Source organism: Paenibacillus sp. BIHB 4019 (assembly GCF_002741035.1).
Lineage (GTDB): Bacteria > Bacillota > Bacilli > Paenibacillales > Paenibacillaceae > Pristimantibacillus.
Genome location: NZ_CP016808.1, coordinates 5,520,582 through 5,538,203, shown reverse-complemented (window position 1 = coordinate 5,538,203; position 17,622 = coordinate 5,520,582). Strand labels below are relative to the sequence as shown.

The window sequence follows — 17,622 nt, the reverse complement described above, 5'->3', positions numbered from 1 at the left end:
GAACAAACACAATATTTAACTAGAATAAGCCGCCAAACCAGCATACTCGTTGGTTTGGCGGCTTATTTTGTTGCGATTTTCGTTAGCGCTTATTCACATTGAACAACCTCAAGCAGGTTATAACGGCCTGCTAACTAGTCGGCAGGCCGAATCGTTAGCGTCCCTTTGTCACGGTCGGTCAATACAAGCCTGCCCTTCATGCTGCTTCCATCGGACTGCTTAAAGGCGAGCTGGCTCGTTGCCCCTTTCTCCAGCAGCGAATGGAGCATCGGGAGCGTAATCTTCTTCCCCTGCTGTTCCTTCCAAATCACAAAAGAACATCCCTCGCGAAAGCTGCTGCAGCCGTAACCGCGCTTGCCTTCAATCACACTGCCGTTGCAGCCCTGCCTCGGGCAGGCAGCGAGCGGCCCTCTTGGAGCCGCAGACGCGGCTGCTTGCTTGGGCGGCTTTACTGCTTCGCTACCCTCAGCTGACCGTATGGAGCTTCTGCTCTTGCTCGCTCCGGCAGGCGACTTCGCCCCTGCTTTCGCTTCTGACGAGCGTGAGCTGCTTGTACGGCTGCCGCTTTTCGTCGAGCCTGCTGCCTTCTTCCCTTTCCCAGAAGTGTCCTCGAACGTTCCAGGTGCGGCAGGACGCTGCTGGCGAACCTTATCGACGATGACAGCTGCAAATTGCTTAACTTGCGCAATAAAACGATCATCCGAAGCTTCGCCTTTAGAAATTTGGTGCAGACGCTGCTCCCAGCGTCCCGTCATTTCGGGCGAAGCGAGCAGCTCCACACCGGCATTGCGGATGAGCTCAATCGCAGCGAGTCCTTTCGACGTAATATCCAGCTTCTTTCCTGCTAGCTGGATATAGCCGACATGCTTCAGCCGCTCGATCGTCGCTGCCCGTGTCGCCGGCGTGCCAAGACCGGTATCCTTCATCGCTTCCCGCAGCTCATCATCCTCCATCGACTTCCCTGCGCCTTCCATCGCTTTGAGCAGCGTTCCCTCTGTGAAGGACTTGGGCGGCTGCGTCATTTTTTCCATCGCCTCAACGCTGCTGCAATGAACCGGCCCATTCGGGTCGAGCTTAAAGGGCTGATCGGTTACCATTTCCTCGTCATCGGCTTCCTTGTCATCCTTGGCTTTGCCGCGCTTAGCAGGCTTGGCAGAAGTGGAATCCTGCTGTGGCAGTACCACTTTCCAGCCGGGCTCCAGCTGTTCCTTCGCTTTCGTGCGGAAGGTTTCGCCTTCGACGACCGTTAGCACCGTGTGGTTTTTATATACGGCGGGCGGGTAATAGTGCGACAGAAAACGTCTGACAATCATGTCATAAACGTTTTGCTCCTCCTGACTGAGGCCAGAAGCACGCTTCGGTGTAGGCATGATGGCATGGTGATCCTCGACTTTGGACGGATTGCAAACCGCTTTGTTCCCTTTGTGAACGCGAGAGCGGTCCGCTCCTTTCGCAAGCTCGCCATAGCCGCTAGTGCCTTGAAGCATCGTTAATACATTGCCCATGACTGGAATGTTCTCCTCCGTTACATAGTTGGAGTTCGTCCGCGGGTACGTAATCACCTTATGCTTCTCGTAGAGCGCTTGGGCAATATCCAGCGTCTTCTTAGCCGAATAGCCGTGCTTGCCATTCGCTTCGCGCTGCAATAGCGTCAGGTCATAAAGCCTGAATGGATATTCCTTGCTTTCCGCTACCTGGTAATCTTCCACCTTTGCTGGCTTATTTGCTGTTTTCGCTGCCAATGCCTCCGCCTTCGCTTTATCGGTTAGACGCTCCCCCTGCCAAATGCCGGAATACCCAAATCCAGACTGGTCAAATGCCGCTTTAACGACAAAATAAGTTTCCGACTGAAAAGCCGTAATTTCCTTATGGCGATCATATAGCAGCGCCAAAACTGGCGTTTGCACACGACCGACAGAAAGCAAGGCTTTATGGCGAATCGTAAAAGCGCGCGAAGCATTCATGCCGATCAGCCAATCCGCCTCACTGCGGGCACGGGCTGCTTTCGTCAGCGGTTCGTATTCATCATCACTGCGCAGCGTATCAAAACCGCGGCGAATCGTCTCCGCCGTCAAGTCCGAAATCCATAACCGGTCTGTAGGCTGCGCCAGCTTCAAATATTGCCTGATGAGGTGAAAAATAAGCTGGCCTTCGCGCCCGGCATCGCATGCGTTAACAAGTCTGCCACAGCGCTTCGCAAGCTCGCCAATCGTCTTAAGCTGATCCTTCGTCCGCGGATTCGGCCACAGCTTGAACACCTGCGGAATGATCGGCAAGTCCTGATCATTCCACCGTTTGTAGCGTGCATCGTATTGGTCAGGCTCGGCGAGTGACACCAAATGCCCAATCGCCCATGTAATAATATAGCGGTCGCCTTCCAAATACGTCCGGCGATTAGCTGCCTTTGGTTCAAGCACGGCAGCAATCGTCCTGCCCATATCCGGTTTCTCCGCAATAATTAATGTCTTCAACAAATCGCCTCTTTACTTCTTGCTTGTTGTTTCCACATATTGCTTCATGGAAGCAAAAATCGACCGTACACCATTCGACCAGTTAGGGTCTTCCGCATATTTACGGTTAATCCAAGTGAATGGGTCCATGCCTTCAGGTCGCCCCTTGCTTAAATTCACAATCGTTCGCGACGCAATTTCAGCGGAATCGCTAATCGTCGTATTATATTCTTTCCAGCTATGAAATACATTGAAAGGATTATTCGCAATTTCCTTCGCTTGCTTGTTCGTGGTTGGTACAAAAGCCTGCTCCTGCCCAGTTATAGCAAATAGCAGGAGCGGATGGATATCAAATGATTTTGCTTGGGCAATAATCGCATCTAAATAAGGCTGCCTGGCAAGTATCGACGATTTGCCTTTCAAATACTGCGTCAGCCTCTTCTTATCAATTTCTACATACCGCAGCTCTTGCGGCAAGCCATCCAGCTCAATGATCTTCACTGGTTCAATGGGAGCAAGAAGAATCGGCTCAGGCTGTGCCCCTCTTAACGTACGCGTCAGAGACTCTCCATACAGCAGCGAGACGCTCACAAGCAGCAAGCTGAGCAATCCATACACAATGGCATGATTGCGCCGTTTGCGAGGAACTGGCGCGTTCTGAGGCACTGCGAGCGGCAATGGCAGTGGTATGACATCCGCCAAGCCTGAGGAGCCAGCCGCCCCAGCTGCAAAAGGCTCTTTGGCCAGCTGCCCATCGCCGGCTGGCTGCAGCTCATTTTTCAACAGAAGCCAGCTCTCGTTCACCGACAAACTAGCATTTGGCAAAGAATCTGCGCTCGTCTCCATTCGCTCGGCAGAACTGCGCAGCTTGTCCATCGCCAGCCGATAGCGCTCGATCTCGACAACGCTTTGCAGCTGCTTCTCCACCCACGCGTGCATCGGCTGCTCAATCTCCTGATCACGCTCGTCCAGCAGCAAGCAGGCTGCAAAAATATCATCTGCACGTACAGGGCGCTTCTGTTCCAGCACCGCAGTGCGAATAAGCTGCGCCGTCACCTGGCGCTTAATCGACTCGTCAAACGACGGAAGCTGCTTATGTATAATGCGGTTCACCGCATCGGCAATCATTTCGGTTTTCTTCTCCTGCGGCAGCGCTCCATATTTATGCTGGACATATTTTCGAATATTGCTGACATCTGCCGGGGATAACACATAAGCTTCTTCAGCATGCATGACGAATCGCTCCTTTACGTCATCTCACACTGATTTTACCACAACTTTCCTTATATTGGGGAGGGAAGCTGACTAATTCTCAGCTGATTTTGCTCCTGCAAAATAAAAGCCGTAATTTGCTCCTTCTCATATGCAGTAAATTGATATTCACAGTCACAGTCTTCGTCCTGCGGCACAATTTGGGCAATGCTGCCCTCCGGTGTACAAATGACCAGTCCGCTAAAATCAATAAGATCATCAGGCGCGGGCGTTGCCTCCGACAGCTCAAACAACAGCTCAATATCCACCCATTGATCATTGCGACGCTCCATGCTCGCCACGATTTTCTCAAACTTCAGCTCCGTTACCGTATCCAGCCCATATTTAATCATAGTGCTTAATTTCCCTCCTATCGACAAGAAAAGCGCCCGAAGGCGCTTCTCATAAGCTGCTATTCAATTCATCATACCATTAATTTAGGGAAGCAAGGAAGATCCCATCAGGAACTTATCCACTTCACGAGCCGCTTCGCGACCTTCGTTAATCGCCCAAACAACCAAGCTTTGACCACGACGCATATCGCCAGCTGCGAATATTTTCTCAGCATTCGTCGTATATTTGCCATAAGGCGCCTTCACATTTGTGCGACGGTCCTGCTCTAGGCCAAAAGCATCAATCAGCGTGTTTTCCGGGCCTTCAAAACCAACCGCGATAAACACGAGATCAGCCGGCCATACTTGCTCGGAGCCTTCGATTTCTGTATAAATTCTGCGTCCCGTTTCCGGATCAACTGTACGCTCAATCTGTACCGTGTGAAGCTCTGTAAGCTTGCCATTCTCACCAACAAATTTCTTCGTCAGTACGGAGAAAGCACGTGGGTCTTCACCAAACAGCGCTTTTGCTTCTTCATGTGCATAATCCAGCGTGTAGACGTTCGGGAACTGCGGCCAAGGGTTATTAATGCTATCGCGTACTAGTGGAGCCTTAGCGTGCGTACCGAATTGCGTAACCGATTTACAGCCATGACGAAGTGCTGTTGCCACGCAGTCCGTCCCCGTGTCGCCACCGCCGATAACAATGACATTTTTGTCTTTCGCAGAAATGTAGTTGCCATCTTCCAGATTGGAATCCAGATAGCTCTTAATCGTGCCGTTCAAATAATCCATCGCCATATGAACGCCTTCAAGCTCATGTCCTTCAATATCTACCGGGCGCGCTTTCGTAGCGCCGCCGCACAATACGATTGCATCGAACTGGCCTTGCAGCTCATCAGCCGATACATCTTTACCGATCTCTGTGTTAACAACGAAGTCTATGCCTTCCTCCGCCATCAAGTCTACACGACGCTGAACAACCTTCTTGTCAAGCTTGACTGTAGGAATACCATAAGTGAGAAGTCCGCCGATGCGGTCCGCACGCTCGTACACCGTTACAAGATGTCCCGCTTTGTTAAGCTGCGCTGCGCAAGCAAGGCCCGCTGGGCCTGAACCGACAACCGCTACACGTTTGCCTGTGCGCATCTTCGGAGGCTGTGGAACAACCCAGCCTTCATCAAAGCCGCGGTCAATAATCGCTTGCTCGATCGTCTTAATCGTAACCGCATCACCAATCAAACCAACCGTACAGGAGCCTTCACATGGAGCCGGGCAAATCCGCCCTGTAAATTCTGGGAAATTGTTCGTTTTGTGCAAACGATCCAGCGCCTCACGCCATAAACCGCGGTAAATCAAATTGTTCCACTCTGGAATGAGGTTGTTAATCGGACAACCCGACGTTGAGCCAGCAAGCTCCATTCCAGAATGACAGTAAGGCGTTCCACAGTCCATGCAGCGCGCACCTTGCGTACGAAGCTGTTCATCGGACAAATGCTTATGAAATTCTTCCCAATCTTTAATCCGCTCAATCGGATCGCGATCGGCTGGGAGTTCTCGTTGATATTCCATAAAACCAGTAGGTGTAGACATGATCGCTTTTCCTCCATCCGTTATTCCCGTCAACCGTTGTAAGGCTTCTCTAAACAAACTATATCGGGAACTCAGCAATTATTCAATAACAAACATTTTCAATTTTTCGCGAGGCATTTTACAAAATCCTAACACTCTTACCCTGCCATCGTTAATGGATTATCCGTACAATCATTTGCACTTTATAACATAATGTTCGTACGTTCTATGCAGGAGAGCACAAAAAAATGAGCTTAAGATGTTATATTTGTCCTTTGTACCCGCGCGAAAAACCGATTCAACGTTTTATATGTTTAAAAGTTTGCCATGTAAAATCATGCAAATTGCGTTCATCCTTGCGATAAGGAATAGCTTCCACTAGCTCCCAATCCGCTTCATTGAACATAGGAAAAAAAGCGTCTCCACCCGCTACTTCCACATCTACAGCTGTCAGGTAAAGCTTGTCTGCAATCGGCAGAAACTGCGTATAAATTTCCGTTCCGCCAATAACCATAAGCTCTTCCTCGCCGAAACGCGACAAAGCCTCCTCGATCGAATGAACGGTCTCACAGCCCTCTGAGGCAAAATCAGACTGCCTAGTTAAAACGACGTTATGGCGGTCCTTCAGCGGCTTAGGCAGCGATTCAAACGTCTTACGGCCCATTAAAACGGTTTTGCCAAGCGTGTGCTTCGTGAACAGCGCCATCTCTGCAGGAAGCCGCCACGGCAGCTTATTGCCGATTCCAATCGTTCTGTTGCGGTCCATCGCTGCTATTAATGTAATCGACATCGTTTGTCCATCCCTTCTATACGGCTACAGGCGCTTTGATTGCAGGATGAGGCTGGTAGTTTTCCAGTACAATATCATCCACTTCTACATCAAATAAAGAGCTCACCTCTGGATTAATCCGTACTTGCGGAAGTGCGCGAGGTTCTCGGGCAAGCTGCGTCTTAATCTGCTCCATATGATTGGAATAAATATGCGCGTCCCCAAGCGTGTGCACAAATTCGCCAGGCTGCAAGCCGCATTCGTGGGCAATAAGCAGCGTAAGCAAGGCATAGCTGGCAATATTAAAAGGAATTCCGAGAAATATATCTCCACTGCGCTGGTACAGCTGGCAAGAAAGCTTGCCTTCTGATACGTAAAATTGAAACATCGTATGACAAGGCGGTAGAGCCATATTTCTAGGAACGTCCTCTGGATTCCATGCGGAAACAATCATTCTGCGGGAATCAGGATTCGTCTTAATCGTATGAATAACATCCTTCAATTGATCAATGGATTCGCCTTGCGAGGTTTTCCAGTCGCGCCATTGCTTTCCATATACATTGCCAAGCTCGCCATACTTTTCTGCAAAAGCGTCATCCTGCAAAATTTGCTGCTTGAACAGCTCCATTTGCTCCAAATAAAGCACATTAAAAGCTTCATCGCTTTGCGAACGCAGGCCAAAGCCCGTCATGTCTGGACCTGTATAATCAGAGCTCTCTATCCACTTCTTAAAGGCCCATTCATTCCATATATTATTGTTGTGCTGGAGCAGGTAGCGAATATTCGTATCGCCCTTAATAAACCATAACAGCTCGCTGACAACCAGCTTAAACGGTACATGCTTCGTCGTAATGAGCGGAAAGCCTTCGTTTAAGTCGAAACGCATCTGGTAGCCAAACGTGGAAACCGTGCCCGTTCCGGTACGATCCTCCTTGACCGTGCCGCGTTCCAGAACGCTGCGCAGCAGCTGCAAGTATTCGTTCTCACTAGTATGGACACTCATTCCCTTACAACTCCTATTTTGGACATATAGATTTGTATTATATCATTATAGTCAATCATTTAAAATAGTTGCCTCTGCTGATTCCGTATAAATTCTCACCAAAGCACATAATTATTAATTTTTTATAAAAAAAGGCCCGCAGGCTTCAACAGCCGCGGGACCTCTTCAATAGCCGCCGCAAATGCGGCGACTGTATTTAGTAAATCATAACAATCAATTACTTAAGAACCGTGTGGATCGGGTGGCCAAGCGCTACTTCTGCAGCGTCAAGCACGATCTCACCCAGCGTTGGATGCGCATGGATAGTAAGAGCGATATCCTCAAGCGTAGCACCCATTTCGATTGCAAGACCAAGCTCAGCAATCATATTGGAAGCTTCCATACCAACGATATGTGCGCCGAGTACAAGACCGCTGTCTGCATCCGCAACGAGCTTCACAAAGCCTTCAGCCGCATTAAGCGACATCGCGCGTCCGTTGATAGCAAATGGGAATTTGCCCACTTTAACATTGTGCCCTTTGTCTTTTGCATCCTTCTCCGTATAGCCAACGCTTGCGCATTCTGGATCGGAGAAGCAGACAGCAGGAACGCATTTATAATCAATCATGCTAGGCAGGCCGGAAATCGCCTCTGCCGCAACGCGTCCTTCATACATTGCTTTGTGAGCAAGTGCAGGACCAGCAATAATATCGCCAATTGCATAGACGTTTTTGTTGCTAGTACGGCATTGATCGTCAACTTCAATCAGACCGCGCTCGCCAACTGTAATGTTAGCTAGCTCAAGGCCAAGATCGCCATCTGTGTTAGGGCGACGGCCAACAGTAACCAGCAAGTAGTCCGCCGTTACTTTCTCTTCTTTGTCGCCAACTTTGTAAGTCAGTGTTACATCGTTATCCGTTTGCTCAGCACTTTGTGCAAGAGCTCCTGTTACGATATCCACTTTTGTGCCTTTAAGCTTCTTAACGACAAGAGAAGACATGTCTTTGTCAAAGCCTGGCAGGATGCTGTCTCCGCCCTCGATTACCGTTACTTTCGTGCCGAATTTCGAGAACATTTGACCAAGCTCAATACCAATATAGCCGCCACCGATTACGATAACGCTTTTCGGCAGCTCAGGCAGCGACAAAGCTCCTGTAGAGGAGATAATACGCTTGCCATACGGGAATGCTTTCAGCTCAATTGGACGGGAGCCTGTAGCAATAATACAGTTTTTGAAACGGTAGCGCGGAGCTTCTTGATCGTTGAATACACGCGCTTCGTTCTCATTGATGAACATTACTTCACCACTGAAAAACTGTACTTTGTTCGCTTTAAGCAAGGACCCGACGCCGCCTGTCAATTTTTTGACAATGCCGCTTTTGAACTCCTGTACTTTACTCCAGTCAACCTTCACATCGCTAGCTGTAATACCGAAAGCGTCTGCGTGGCTGATGGACTCATACTGATGGGAAGCGGAAATCAGGGCTTTGGACGGGATACAACCCACGTTCAAGCAAACGCCGCCTACATATTCCTTATCTACACAAAGCACGCTTTGTCCCAATTGCGCAGCGCGGATTGCCGCTACGTAACCACCAGGACCTGCACCAATGACTAAAGTATCGATATCTAATGAAGCATCTCCAACAACCATCGTTTATACCTCCATAATGAACAGTTCTGGGTTGCCCAGCAGCTGTTTAATGTAGTTCATAAAGTTTTGAGCGGTTGCGCCATCGATCAGACGGTGGTCGAAGCTCAGTGACAGAGCCATCACAGGAGCAGCTACGATCTCGCCATTGCGTACAATTGCTTTTTCGGAAATACGTCCAGTACCCAGAATCGCAACTTCAGGGAAGTTGATAACCGGTGTAAAGAACATGCCGCCTGCCGAACCAATATTGGAAATGGTAATCGTGCTGCCTTTCAGCTCGTTAGCCGAAAGCTTGCCGTCGCGTCCACGAACTGCCAGATCACGAATCGAATCAGCCACTTTCCAAATGTTTTTGCGATCCGCATCTTCAATAACAGGAACGATCAAGCCGTTGTCTGTATCTGTTGCGATACCGATGTTGTAATATTTGCGCAAAACGATTTCTTGATTAGCTTCGTCAAGCGTCGCATTCATAATTGGGAATTCACGGGCAGCAGCTACGAGCGCCTTCACGATGAATGGCAAGTACGTAAGCTTAGCGCCTTTTTTCTCTGCATAAGGCTTGTATTTTGCACGAAGTGCCACAAGCTCAGTAACGTCCACTTCATCCATGATCGTTACATGCGGAGCTGTATAAACGGATTTGGACATAGCGCCCGCAATAATTTTGCGAATGCCTTTGAATGGCAAGCGCTCTTCCGGACGGTAAGGCGTACCAGCAGCAACCGGAGCTGCTTTCGCTTCGCCAGCACCTTTTGCAGCTGCAGCTGCGTTGTCTTGCTGCTCAGCCGGAGCCGCCGCTTGATCGGATGCTGCAGAAGCAGAACCGTCAAAGCCAGTAACATCTTCACGCGTAATACGGCCGTTTTTGCCAGTGCCGCTTACTTGCGTCAAATCAACATTTTGCTCGCGAGCGAACTTGCGAACGCTTGGTGTAGCAAGTACAGAAGCATTTGTAGCTTTAGGAGCTTCTTTAGCTGTTTCTGCTGCTGGAGCTTCTTTAGCCGCTTCTGGAGCTGGGGCCGGAGCCGCCTCTTCCTTCTTAGGCTCTTCAGCTGCCGGAGCTGCTTGCTCAGGCACTTCGCCTTCCGCATCGATCAAAGCGACTACTTCGCCTACGTGGCAAACTTGGCCGTCTTTAACTAAAACCTCAAGCACTGTGCCGTTAACCGGACAAGGCACTTCAACAATTGCCTTGTCGTTTTGCACTTCCATAATAATGTCATCATCTGTTACTTTGTCGCCGGCTTTAATGTGCACTTTAATAATTTCGCCTTCGTGCAAGCCTTCGCCAAGCTCAGGGAAACGATATTCGAATTTAGCCACCGCGTATATCCTCCTTTAGAAATCAAGTACTTTTTGGACAGCTGCAGAAATGCGGGCTACCGTTGGAAGCCATGCATCCTCAACTTGCGCAAACGGATAAACGGTATCCGGACCTGCAACCCGAAGCACTGGAGCTTCCAGGTGCAGAATTGCTTTTTCATTAATTTGAGCGATTACTTCAGCGGCAACGCCGGAAGTTTTTTGCGCTTCTTGAACGACAATTGCACGGTTCGTTTTTTGGATCGAAGCTACAATAGTATCGATATCGAGAGGCACAAGGGAACGAAGGTCGATAACCTCAGCCTTGATTCCTTTTTTCTCAAGCTCGTCAGCTGCTTTAACAGCCGTGTGAACCATCAAGCCGTAAGCAATGATTGTAACGTCGCTGCCTTCACGAACGACATTGGCTTTGCCGATTTCAACCGTATATTCGCCTTCTGGCACTTCTGTACGGAAAGCATGGTAAAGGTTCAAATGCTCCATGAAAAATACAGGGTCATTATCGCGAATAGCGGAAATAAGAAGACCTTTAGCATCATAAGGATTGGATGGAATAACAACTTTGATACCTGGTGTCTGTACGGCAAGACCTTCCAGGGAATCCGTGTGCAGCTCAGCTGCTTTCACGCCGCCGCCGAAAGGCGTACGGAATACGATTGGCGAGTTGTAGCGTCCGCCGGAACGGTAACGCATACGAGCCGCTTGAATGAACATTTGGTCCATCGCTTCATAGATGAAACCTACGAATTGAATTTCGGCAATTGGGCGGAAGCCTTGAATCCCCATACCCACTGCCAAACCGCCGATAGCGGACTCGGCAAGCGGCGTATCAAATACGCGGTCTTCGCCAAATTCAGCTTGAAGGCCTTCAGTCGCGCGGAACACGCCGCCGACTTTACCAACATCCTCGCCAAAAAGTAGTACATTTGGATCCCGTTTAAGTTCAACGCGCATTGCGTCACGGATCGCTTCTTTCATATTCATTTGAGCCATGATCTATAGTTCCTCCTTCGTTAAAGGCTATTATTTGAAATCAGCTTTTTGCTCTTCGAGGTGCTGCGGCGTTGTTTCAAACATCGAGTCGATCAAGCCTTCAACCGTCATTTTTTCAACAGCCTCTGCTTTCTTGATTTGCTCGTTAACAGTCGCTTTCGCTTCTTCCTTCACGCGAGTTGTATCCTCTTCTGACCAGAGACCTTTGCTTTCCAAATATTTGCCGAAACGAATGAGTGGATCTTTAGGAGCCCATTCCGCTTCCTCATCTTTGGTGCGATATTTTGTCGTATCATCTGCCATGGAATGCGCACGATAACGGTAAGTAAGAAGCTCGATCAGCGTAGCGCCTTCGCCGTTGCGGCCGCGCTCAGCAGCATCTCTAACTGCTTTAATTACAGCAAGTACGTCCATGCCATCAACCTGCACGCCTTTGATGCCAGCAGCAAGCGCTTTGTGGGCAACAGAATGTGCAGCTGTTTGTTTAGCATAAGGTGTTGTAATCGCATAGCCATTGTTTTGTACAACATAAATAACCGGAAGCTTGAACGCGCCTGCGAAGTTCATGCCTTCGTAGAAATCGCCCTCGGAAGAACCGCCGTCGCCTGTGTACGTAATTGCTACGCGTTTTTCATTCTTTTTCTTAAATGCCATCGCAACACCAGTAGCGTGCAAAATTTGCGCGCCGATGATGATTTGCGGCATTAGAACGTGAACATCCTCAGGGATTTGACCACCATGCTGATGTCCTCTGGAATATAGGAACGCTTGGTACATCGGAAGACCATGCCATACGAGCTGCGGAATATCGCGGTAGCCCGGACAGATGAAGTCATCTTTATTCAAAGCGTATTCGCTACCAATCATGGCTGCTTCTTGACCGGATACTGGAGCGTAGAAGCCCAAACGGCCTTGACGGCCCAAATTCACGGCACGATCATCCCAAGTACGGGTAAATACCATACGGTACATAATTTCTTTTAATTGGTCGTCCGTAAGCTCCGGCATTTCATCCGGGTTAACAACTTCACCATCAAGCGACAAGACGGACAATGGTGTAACTGGCTCCGTTTGAACTTCATATGGCAGTTTGCTAAGCACTTTGCTCATTGTGAACGCTCACCTCAATCATTAATATTTGAATATTACAGTACTCTGTTATAGAATTATTATAAACCTGTTTAACAAAAATGGTCAAAGCAAAAAGCAAAAAATCCGCTGTATTTTCAACGCTTATGCCCTTTTTGTTAAGAAATTGTATATGTAACAGCTGTTAAAAAGTTGTATAACAGCATAATACAATGTTGAAACTTTGGAGCTTGTACAGCCTTTCCGTCTGCTGCCGATCCCGCATCGCTATGGCATCTCTCTATTGTTTACCCACAAGCTCCCATTCCATTCAACCAACGGAGGAAGAAATGATGACAGATGAACGTTATTTGAAACGCACCGTCCTCAGGGAAACGGTTGCAAGCAACTATTTGCAAGATGGCCAGCGCTCGCTTCGCGTCTATTTGCCGCCCGGCTACAATGAGCTGTTGAGCTATCCCGTCGTCTACTGCCAGGACGGAGAAGACTTTTTCAACTTCGGCCGAATAGCAACGACGGCGAACCGCATTATTTTGGATGAAGGCGTAGAGCCCTTCATAATTGTTGGCGTCGATGTGAATAAAACATTTCGCACAGCGGAATATGCTCCTGACGGAGACCGCCATGAGGCTTATGTCCGCTTCTTCGGCGAGGAGCTGCTTCCCTTTATAGAAGCAAAATATCCGGTCCGGCGTGAGGCCGAGCATCGCGTGCTTGCTGGCGATTCGCTTGGCGGCACCATCTCCTTTCATCTTGCGCTGGCCTATCCGCAGTTGTTCAACCGTGTACTTTCCTTATCAGGCGCCTACTTCGAGCGCTCGCTAGAGATTATGGCTGCACAGAATGACCTTTCCTGGCTGGAGCTGTACATGATTGTCGGCCTGCAGGAAACGGCATATGAAACAACAGATAGAGGCGTGTATAATTTTGTCGAATTAAACCGTGAAGCCAAAAAGCTGCTCGAAGAAAGACAAGCTCCCTTTTATTATGCGGAAAAAGAAGGCCAACATCAATGGGGCTTTTGGCAGAAAGAGCTGCCGGAAGCATTAATGTATTTTATCGAGCGCCAATAAGCCGGGCAGCCTTGCCTAGCAAATGAGACAAAGCCTTGATTTCCCCCGCCCACGGAGGAAGCCAAGGCTTTGTTTGTTTATTTGAGCCATCCAATTAATTGCTTGCTCGCTTAGCTGAGCTACTTAAGCTTCACATGATCCAGCAGCCGCTCGCAGCCTGCATCCACCAATTCAAATACATAATCGAATTGTCCCGTATAATAAGGATCTGGTACATCCGCTACGCCGCGCTCGGGCAGCAGGCTCATAAAGGTCAGCACTTCCGCATTCCCCGCACGCGTTCCGAGAATTCCACGCACATCACGCTCGTTTTTCGTATCCATGCAGACGATATAGTCAAAATCCGCATCATCCTGCTGCGTGAACTGACGAGCCTTCATCCCTGTATAGGATATGCCATTCGTGTCAAGCTCTTTGCGTGTGCCCTCATGCGGCGGATGGCCGATATGCCAATCTCCCGTACCCGCCGAATCTACAATAATTTGCTCTGACAGCCCCGCCTGCTCCACCTTGCTGCGAAAAACAGCCTCCGCCATCGGCGAACGGCAAATATTCCCGAGACAAACGAACAACACTTTTTGCTTCATTTAGGCCTCTCCTTTCTCCTGAACAATTTTCTCCCGCAGCGAGCGTCGCGGCAGCTTCCATTTGTAATACACCGACAGCATCCTGAACACGATAATAAGCACGAACAGGAACAGCAAATCGAGTGTAGAATGAAACCAGCCCTTGCCAATAACCAGGCCGCCGATCATCGCCCAAACGGCATAAATTTCATCCCGCAGCACAAGCGGCTTGCGACCTGCCAGCACATCGCGAATGATGCCTCCGCCGATGCCTGTCAGCATAGCCGCTACCATCACCGCGCTAATCGGGTGGTTCATTTGCGTCGCATACAGCGCGCCCTGAATCGCAAAGGCTGATAAGCCAATCGCATCGAAAAAAGCTTCGCTTTTGCGCCACGTATAAATCCATTTAACCGGCAGCAAAAAAGCAATCGTCATCGCGATGAGCGCGATTTTCAGCAAGCTACCCTGGCTCCAAAGCGAGGTAACCGGAACGCCGATCAGCAAATTCCTTATGACCCCTCCGCCAAACGCCGTAACCAGGCCCAGCACAAAAACGCCAAGTATGTCGTATTCCTCCTCCATTGCCACAACCGCGCCGCTGACGGCAAAGGCAATGGTGCCGATGATGCTGAATACGCCAAAAATCTCCAAATCCAACGTGTACGCCCCCGCTTCCGTTCTCCCGTCCGATGTCATCTATCATACGGTATGTCCTTTCCCATTTTAGCCCCGCCGCTTTCGTAAAGCAACGACATATTTCGCCAAATCTCTGCCGAATTTCCGTCTGCCGCTGGTGTTCCTGCTCAAAGTAGCTATATACTAGCAAAAGCGACAAGCTACAAGGTGAAACGGCTGTCGCCGTCCTTTGGCGGCATAGCTACAAAAGTGATAAAGGAAGAGGGAAGCGATTATGCCACAACGAATAGTCATTTGCTCAGGCGGCGAACTTGGAACTTGGGCACTGCCTCATCTGCAGCAGGATGCCTTCCGCATTGGCGCAGACCGCGGCGCATTATTTTTGGTGGAGCAGGGATATTCCCCACAGCTCGCAATCGGCGATTTTGATTCGGTCACTGGCGAGCAGCTGGAGCAAATACGTTCCGCCAGCACGGAACTCATCACCTGTGATCCGATTTATAAAGACTATACAGATACAGAAATGGCTTTGCGTTATGCACTGGAGCAAAATCCAGATGAAATTATTTTACTGGGTGCTTTAGGCACACGCTTTGACCATTCGTTATCGAATGTGCAGCTGCTGGTGCTCGCCGAACAGCGGGGTATCCCCGCCTGTATTATCGACCAACATAACTGTATTACTGTTACTTCCTCTAAACGGATAATACAGAAAGGGCTGTATGCGAATGTTTCCTTGCTGCCCATGTCTTCTGCTGTTTCCGGCATTACGTTAACTGGCTTTCAGTATCCTCTGCAAAAAGCAAACTTGCAAATTGGCCAATCCCTTGGCATTAGCAATATACTGACGGAGACGGAAGGCAGCATTACGATTGATACGGGGCTGCTGCTCATTATTCAAAGCCGCGATTAAACATTAAACAATGAGGAACTAAAAGCACGAGCATTATTCAAAAGCCTCTGGCTCCATCTCGATGACCAGCCCTTCCACATGCTTGCGGCTCAGCTGTTTGCGAAGCTTGCGGTTCTCCTTAGTATCGAAGACGATGCTCATATCATAATCTTCCCCGGGATACAGCTCCTCCCTGCTGATCGACAGCTTGAGCCGCTTGCGGTTAAAGGCCAGCTTGCGGCCCTGCACCTGAACAATGACTTCTCCACGGGCATCAGCCGGACGAAAAACGATTCCAAAGCGCTTGAGCGGATAAATCCATACCGCATCGCCCGCTTGAAAGGGCTGCAAGGCGCTTTTGCCGGCGCCCTCTTGTTTTTTGCTGCTATTTTTAACATCAGCCTCGGTATGAGCTTCGCTGCTATCTTCGATATGCACAGCTGCAGCATCTGGGTTTAACATTATGACCTGCTGGCGGTTAACTGCGAGCTGCTCCGCCCGCTGCATAACCCGTTCCGGCAAACCGTAACGGCGGGCAATGGCGAAGGCTTGGCTTTCGCCTGCCTCCCCAATGATCAATTGATACAGCGGAAGCAGCGTCTGCGGATCAAAAGCCATCCGCGCGTTCATGCAGCCCCTTGTACGGGTAGCATATTGCTTAATCTCATTAAAATGTGTCGTTGCCGCTGTTAAAGCTCTCTTCTGGTGAAGCTCCTCCAGCACGGCAATAGATAGAGCTATGCCTTCTCCGGGATCGGTGCCAGCCGCCAGCTCATCCAGCAGCAGCAAGGAGCGCGGTTCGGCAGATTCCAGCATTTCTCTGAGCACCCGAATATGCGAGGAGAAGGTGCTCAAAGATTGCTCCAAGCTTTGCCCATCCCCTAAATCAGCAATAATCGTGCGGAAAATGCCGAATCGGCTCCCTTCCTTTGCCGGAACAAGCAGCCCTGACTGAGCGAGCAGTACAAGCAGGCCGATTGTTTTCAGTGTTGCTGTTTTCCCGCCTGTGTTGGGCCCTGTAATAATGAGCTGACTCCAGCTCGTACCAAGCTCCACATCCAGTGGAACTGCCGACGGGCCAAGCAATGGATGACGAGCCTGCGATAAAGAGATGAGAGGTTCACCGGTTATTTGAAACGGTTTCCCATCGTAGGAACGCGAAAGCTTGCCGCGCGCCATAATGAAATCGAAGGAAGCCATCGCCTCTAAATTAAGTGTTAGCTCAGCTTCGTGCGCATCAGCCAGATCGGATAAACCCGATAAAATAACGGTGCGTTCGCGTTCCTCCTCCGCCTCCCACTGCCGCAGCTCGACCTGCAAATCGGCTACATCAACCGGCTCTACGAATAAGGTTTGCCCACTGGCCGATTCATCCCACACCGTACCCGGTACCTGCTTGCGCAGCTCGCGCTTTACTGCGATAACAAGCCGGCCGCTCCGCTTGCTCACTATCGGCTCCTGCAAGGCTGCTTTGTATTTGGAAAGCGAAGCTTCCATTTTACGACTGATTTTGTCCTCGACCGCGTAGCGATGCCTCCTAATTTCCGCAAGCGAAGCGCTTGCCTGATCGGTGAGGCTTCCGTAGCGAATACAACGGCTCAGCTCTTCGCGCAGCTGCGGGCAATCATGCATGGAATCTGCATAGCTGGCAATGATCGGGGCTATCGCCCGTTTGCTCGCCATATATCTGCGCATTTGCAAGACAGAAGCGAGCCATGTCTGCAATTGCTCCAGCTCCTGCTCAACATAAATGCGTCCTTTGCCAAGCAGTGCCAAAAAAGGATCAATACCCTCCATTGCGGATAAGGGAACGCTTGCCCCCGCTGCCAGCAAGGCGGAAGCTTCCTCTGTCTCCGACAGCCATGCCTGAATCTGTCTCATTTCTATACTGGGCAGATGGCGTTCCGCTAATATTCTCCCTGCCGGAGAAACCGTATAGCCGATTAATTGTTCCTTCAATTTGTCATATTCCAAACGCTTTAGCGTAGCTTCGTGCATCATTTTCTATCGCTCCTCATTAAAACCGGTTGTATT

General features: G+C 49.7%; 15 protein-coding genes. 2 read left to right on the top strand and 13 right to left on the bottom strand.

What is annotated here, in order from left to right; genetic code table 11:
• Window positions 1-134: 134 nt before the first annotated feature.
• The 10 genes from BBD42_RS24165 to pdhA all read right to left on the bottom strand — a co-directional run bounded on the left by BBD42_RS24165 (window position 135) and on the right by pdhA (window position 12,439).
• Window positions 135-2,471 carry a type IA DNA topoisomerase gene (locus BBD42_RS24165; RefSeq protein WP_099520220.1) on the bottom strand — a complete coding sequence of 779 codons (2,337 nt, stop codon included), beginning with the start codon at window positions 2,469-2,471 and terminating at the stop codon, window positions 135-137.
• Window positions 2,472-2,483: 12 nt separating this feature from the next.
• Complete coding sequence (locus BBD42_RS24160) at window positions 2,484-3,683, bottom strand: glucosaminidase domain-containing protein (RefSeq protein WP_099520219.1); 1,200 nt, start codon at window positions 3,681-3,683, stop codon at window positions 2,484-2,486.
• Between the two features lie 50 nt (window positions 3,684-3,733).
• Complete coding sequence (locus BBD42_RS24155) at window positions 3,734-4,054, bottom strand: hypothetical protein (RefSeq protein WP_099520218.1); 321 nt, start codon at window positions 4,052-4,054, stop codon at window positions 3,734-3,736.
• Between the two features lie 84 nt (window positions 4,055-4,138).
• Window positions 4,139-5,626, bottom strand: a complete 1,488-nt coding sequence (locus BBD42_RS24150) for a glutamate synthase subunit beta (protein ID WP_099520217.1) — start codon at window positions 5,624-5,626, stop codon at window positions 4,139-4,141.
• Between the two features lie 277 nt (window positions 5,627-5,903).
• Window positions 5,904-6,395 (bottom strand): dihydrofolate reductase, encoded by a 492-nt coding sequence (locus BBD42_RS24145; protein ID WP_099520216.1) that lies wholly within the window; start codon window positions 6,393-6,395, stop codon window positions 5,904-5,906.
• A 16-nt stretch (window positions 6,396-6,411) separates the two neighbouring features.
• Complete coding sequence (locus BBD42_RS24140; protein ID WP_099520215.1) at window positions 6,412-7,377, bottom strand: thymidylate synthase; 966 nt, start codon at window positions 7,375-7,377, stop codon at window positions 6,412-6,414.
• Window positions 7,378-7,594: 217 nt separating this feature from the next.
• On the bottom strand, window positions 7,595-9,010 hold the full coding sequence (gene lpdA / locus BBD42_RS24135) for a dihydrolipoyl dehydrogenase (protein WP_099520214.1): 1,416 nt from the start codon (window positions 9,008-9,010) through the stop codon (window positions 7,595-7,597).
• 3 nt (window positions 9,011-9,013) lie between these two features.
• On the bottom strand, window positions 9,014-10,336 hold the full coding sequence (locus tag BBD42_RS24130) for a dihydrolipoamide acetyltransferase family protein (protein WP_099520213.1): 1,323 nt from the start codon (window positions 10,334-10,336) through the stop codon (window positions 9,014-9,016).
• Between the two features lie 15 nt (window positions 10,337-10,351).
• The gene (locus BBD42_RS24125) at window positions 10,352-11,329 is read right to left on the bottom strand and encodes an alpha-ketoacid dehydrogenase subunit beta (RefSeq protein ID WP_056040694.1); all 978 of its coding nucleotides are present in this window, start codon (window positions 11,327-11,329) and stop codon (window positions 10,352-10,354) included.
• A gap of 30 nt (window positions 11,330-11,359) precedes the next feature.
• Complete coding sequence (pdhA, locus tag BBD42_RS24120) at window positions 11,360-12,439, bottom strand: pyruvate dehydrogenase (acetyl-transferring) E1 component subunit alpha (RefSeq protein ID WP_056040696.1); 1,080 nt, start codon at window positions 12,437-12,439, stop codon at window positions 11,360-11,362.
• A gap of 311 nt (window positions 12,440-12,750) precedes the next feature.
• Here pdhA and BBD42_RS24115 point away from each other — a divergent pair, with 311 nt between their 5' ends.
• Complete coding sequence (locus tag BBD42_RS24115) at window positions 12,751-13,491, top strand: alpha/beta hydrolase (protein ID WP_056040700.1); 741 nt, start codon at window positions 12,751-12,753, stop codon at window positions 13,489-13,491.
• 119 nt (window positions 13,492-13,610) lie between these two features.
• On the opposite strand, the gene BBD42_RS24110 is transcribed toward BBD42_RS24115, so the two are convergent.
• Both BBD42_RS24110 and BBD42_RS24105 read right to left on the bottom strand, forming a co-directional pair.
• Complete coding sequence (locus BBD42_RS24110; protein WP_099520212.1) at window positions 13,611-14,078, bottom strand: low molecular weight protein-tyrosine-phosphatase; 468 nt, start codon at window positions 14,076-14,078, stop codon at window positions 13,611-13,613.
• Window positions 14,079-14,711: a trimeric intracellular cation channel family protein gene (locus tag BBD42_RS24105; protein ID WP_056040868.1), complete on the bottom strand. Its 633-nt coding sequence runs from the start codon at window positions 14,709-14,711 to the stop codon at window positions 14,079-14,081. It abuts the gene before it with no gap.
• Window positions 14,712-14,967: 256 nt separating this feature from the next.
• On the opposite strand from BBD42_RS24105, the gene BBD42_RS24100 reads away from it, so the two are divergent.
• On the top strand, window positions 14,968-15,609 hold the full coding sequence (locus BBD42_RS24100) for a thiamine diphosphokinase (protein ID WP_172455736.1): 642 nt from the start codon (window positions 14,968-14,970) through the stop codon (window positions 15,607-15,609).
• Between the two features lie 33 nt (window positions 15,610-15,642).
• Here BBD42_RS24100 and BBD42_RS24095 read toward each other — a convergent pair whose 3' ends face one another.
• Window positions 15,643-17,586, bottom strand: coding sequence for an endonuclease MutS2 (locus BBD42_RS24095; RefSeq protein WP_099521778.1), 1,944 nt, complete (start codon window positions 17,584-17,586; stop codon window positions 15,643-15,645).
• Between the last annotated feature and the right edge of the window lie 36 nt (window positions 17,587-17,622).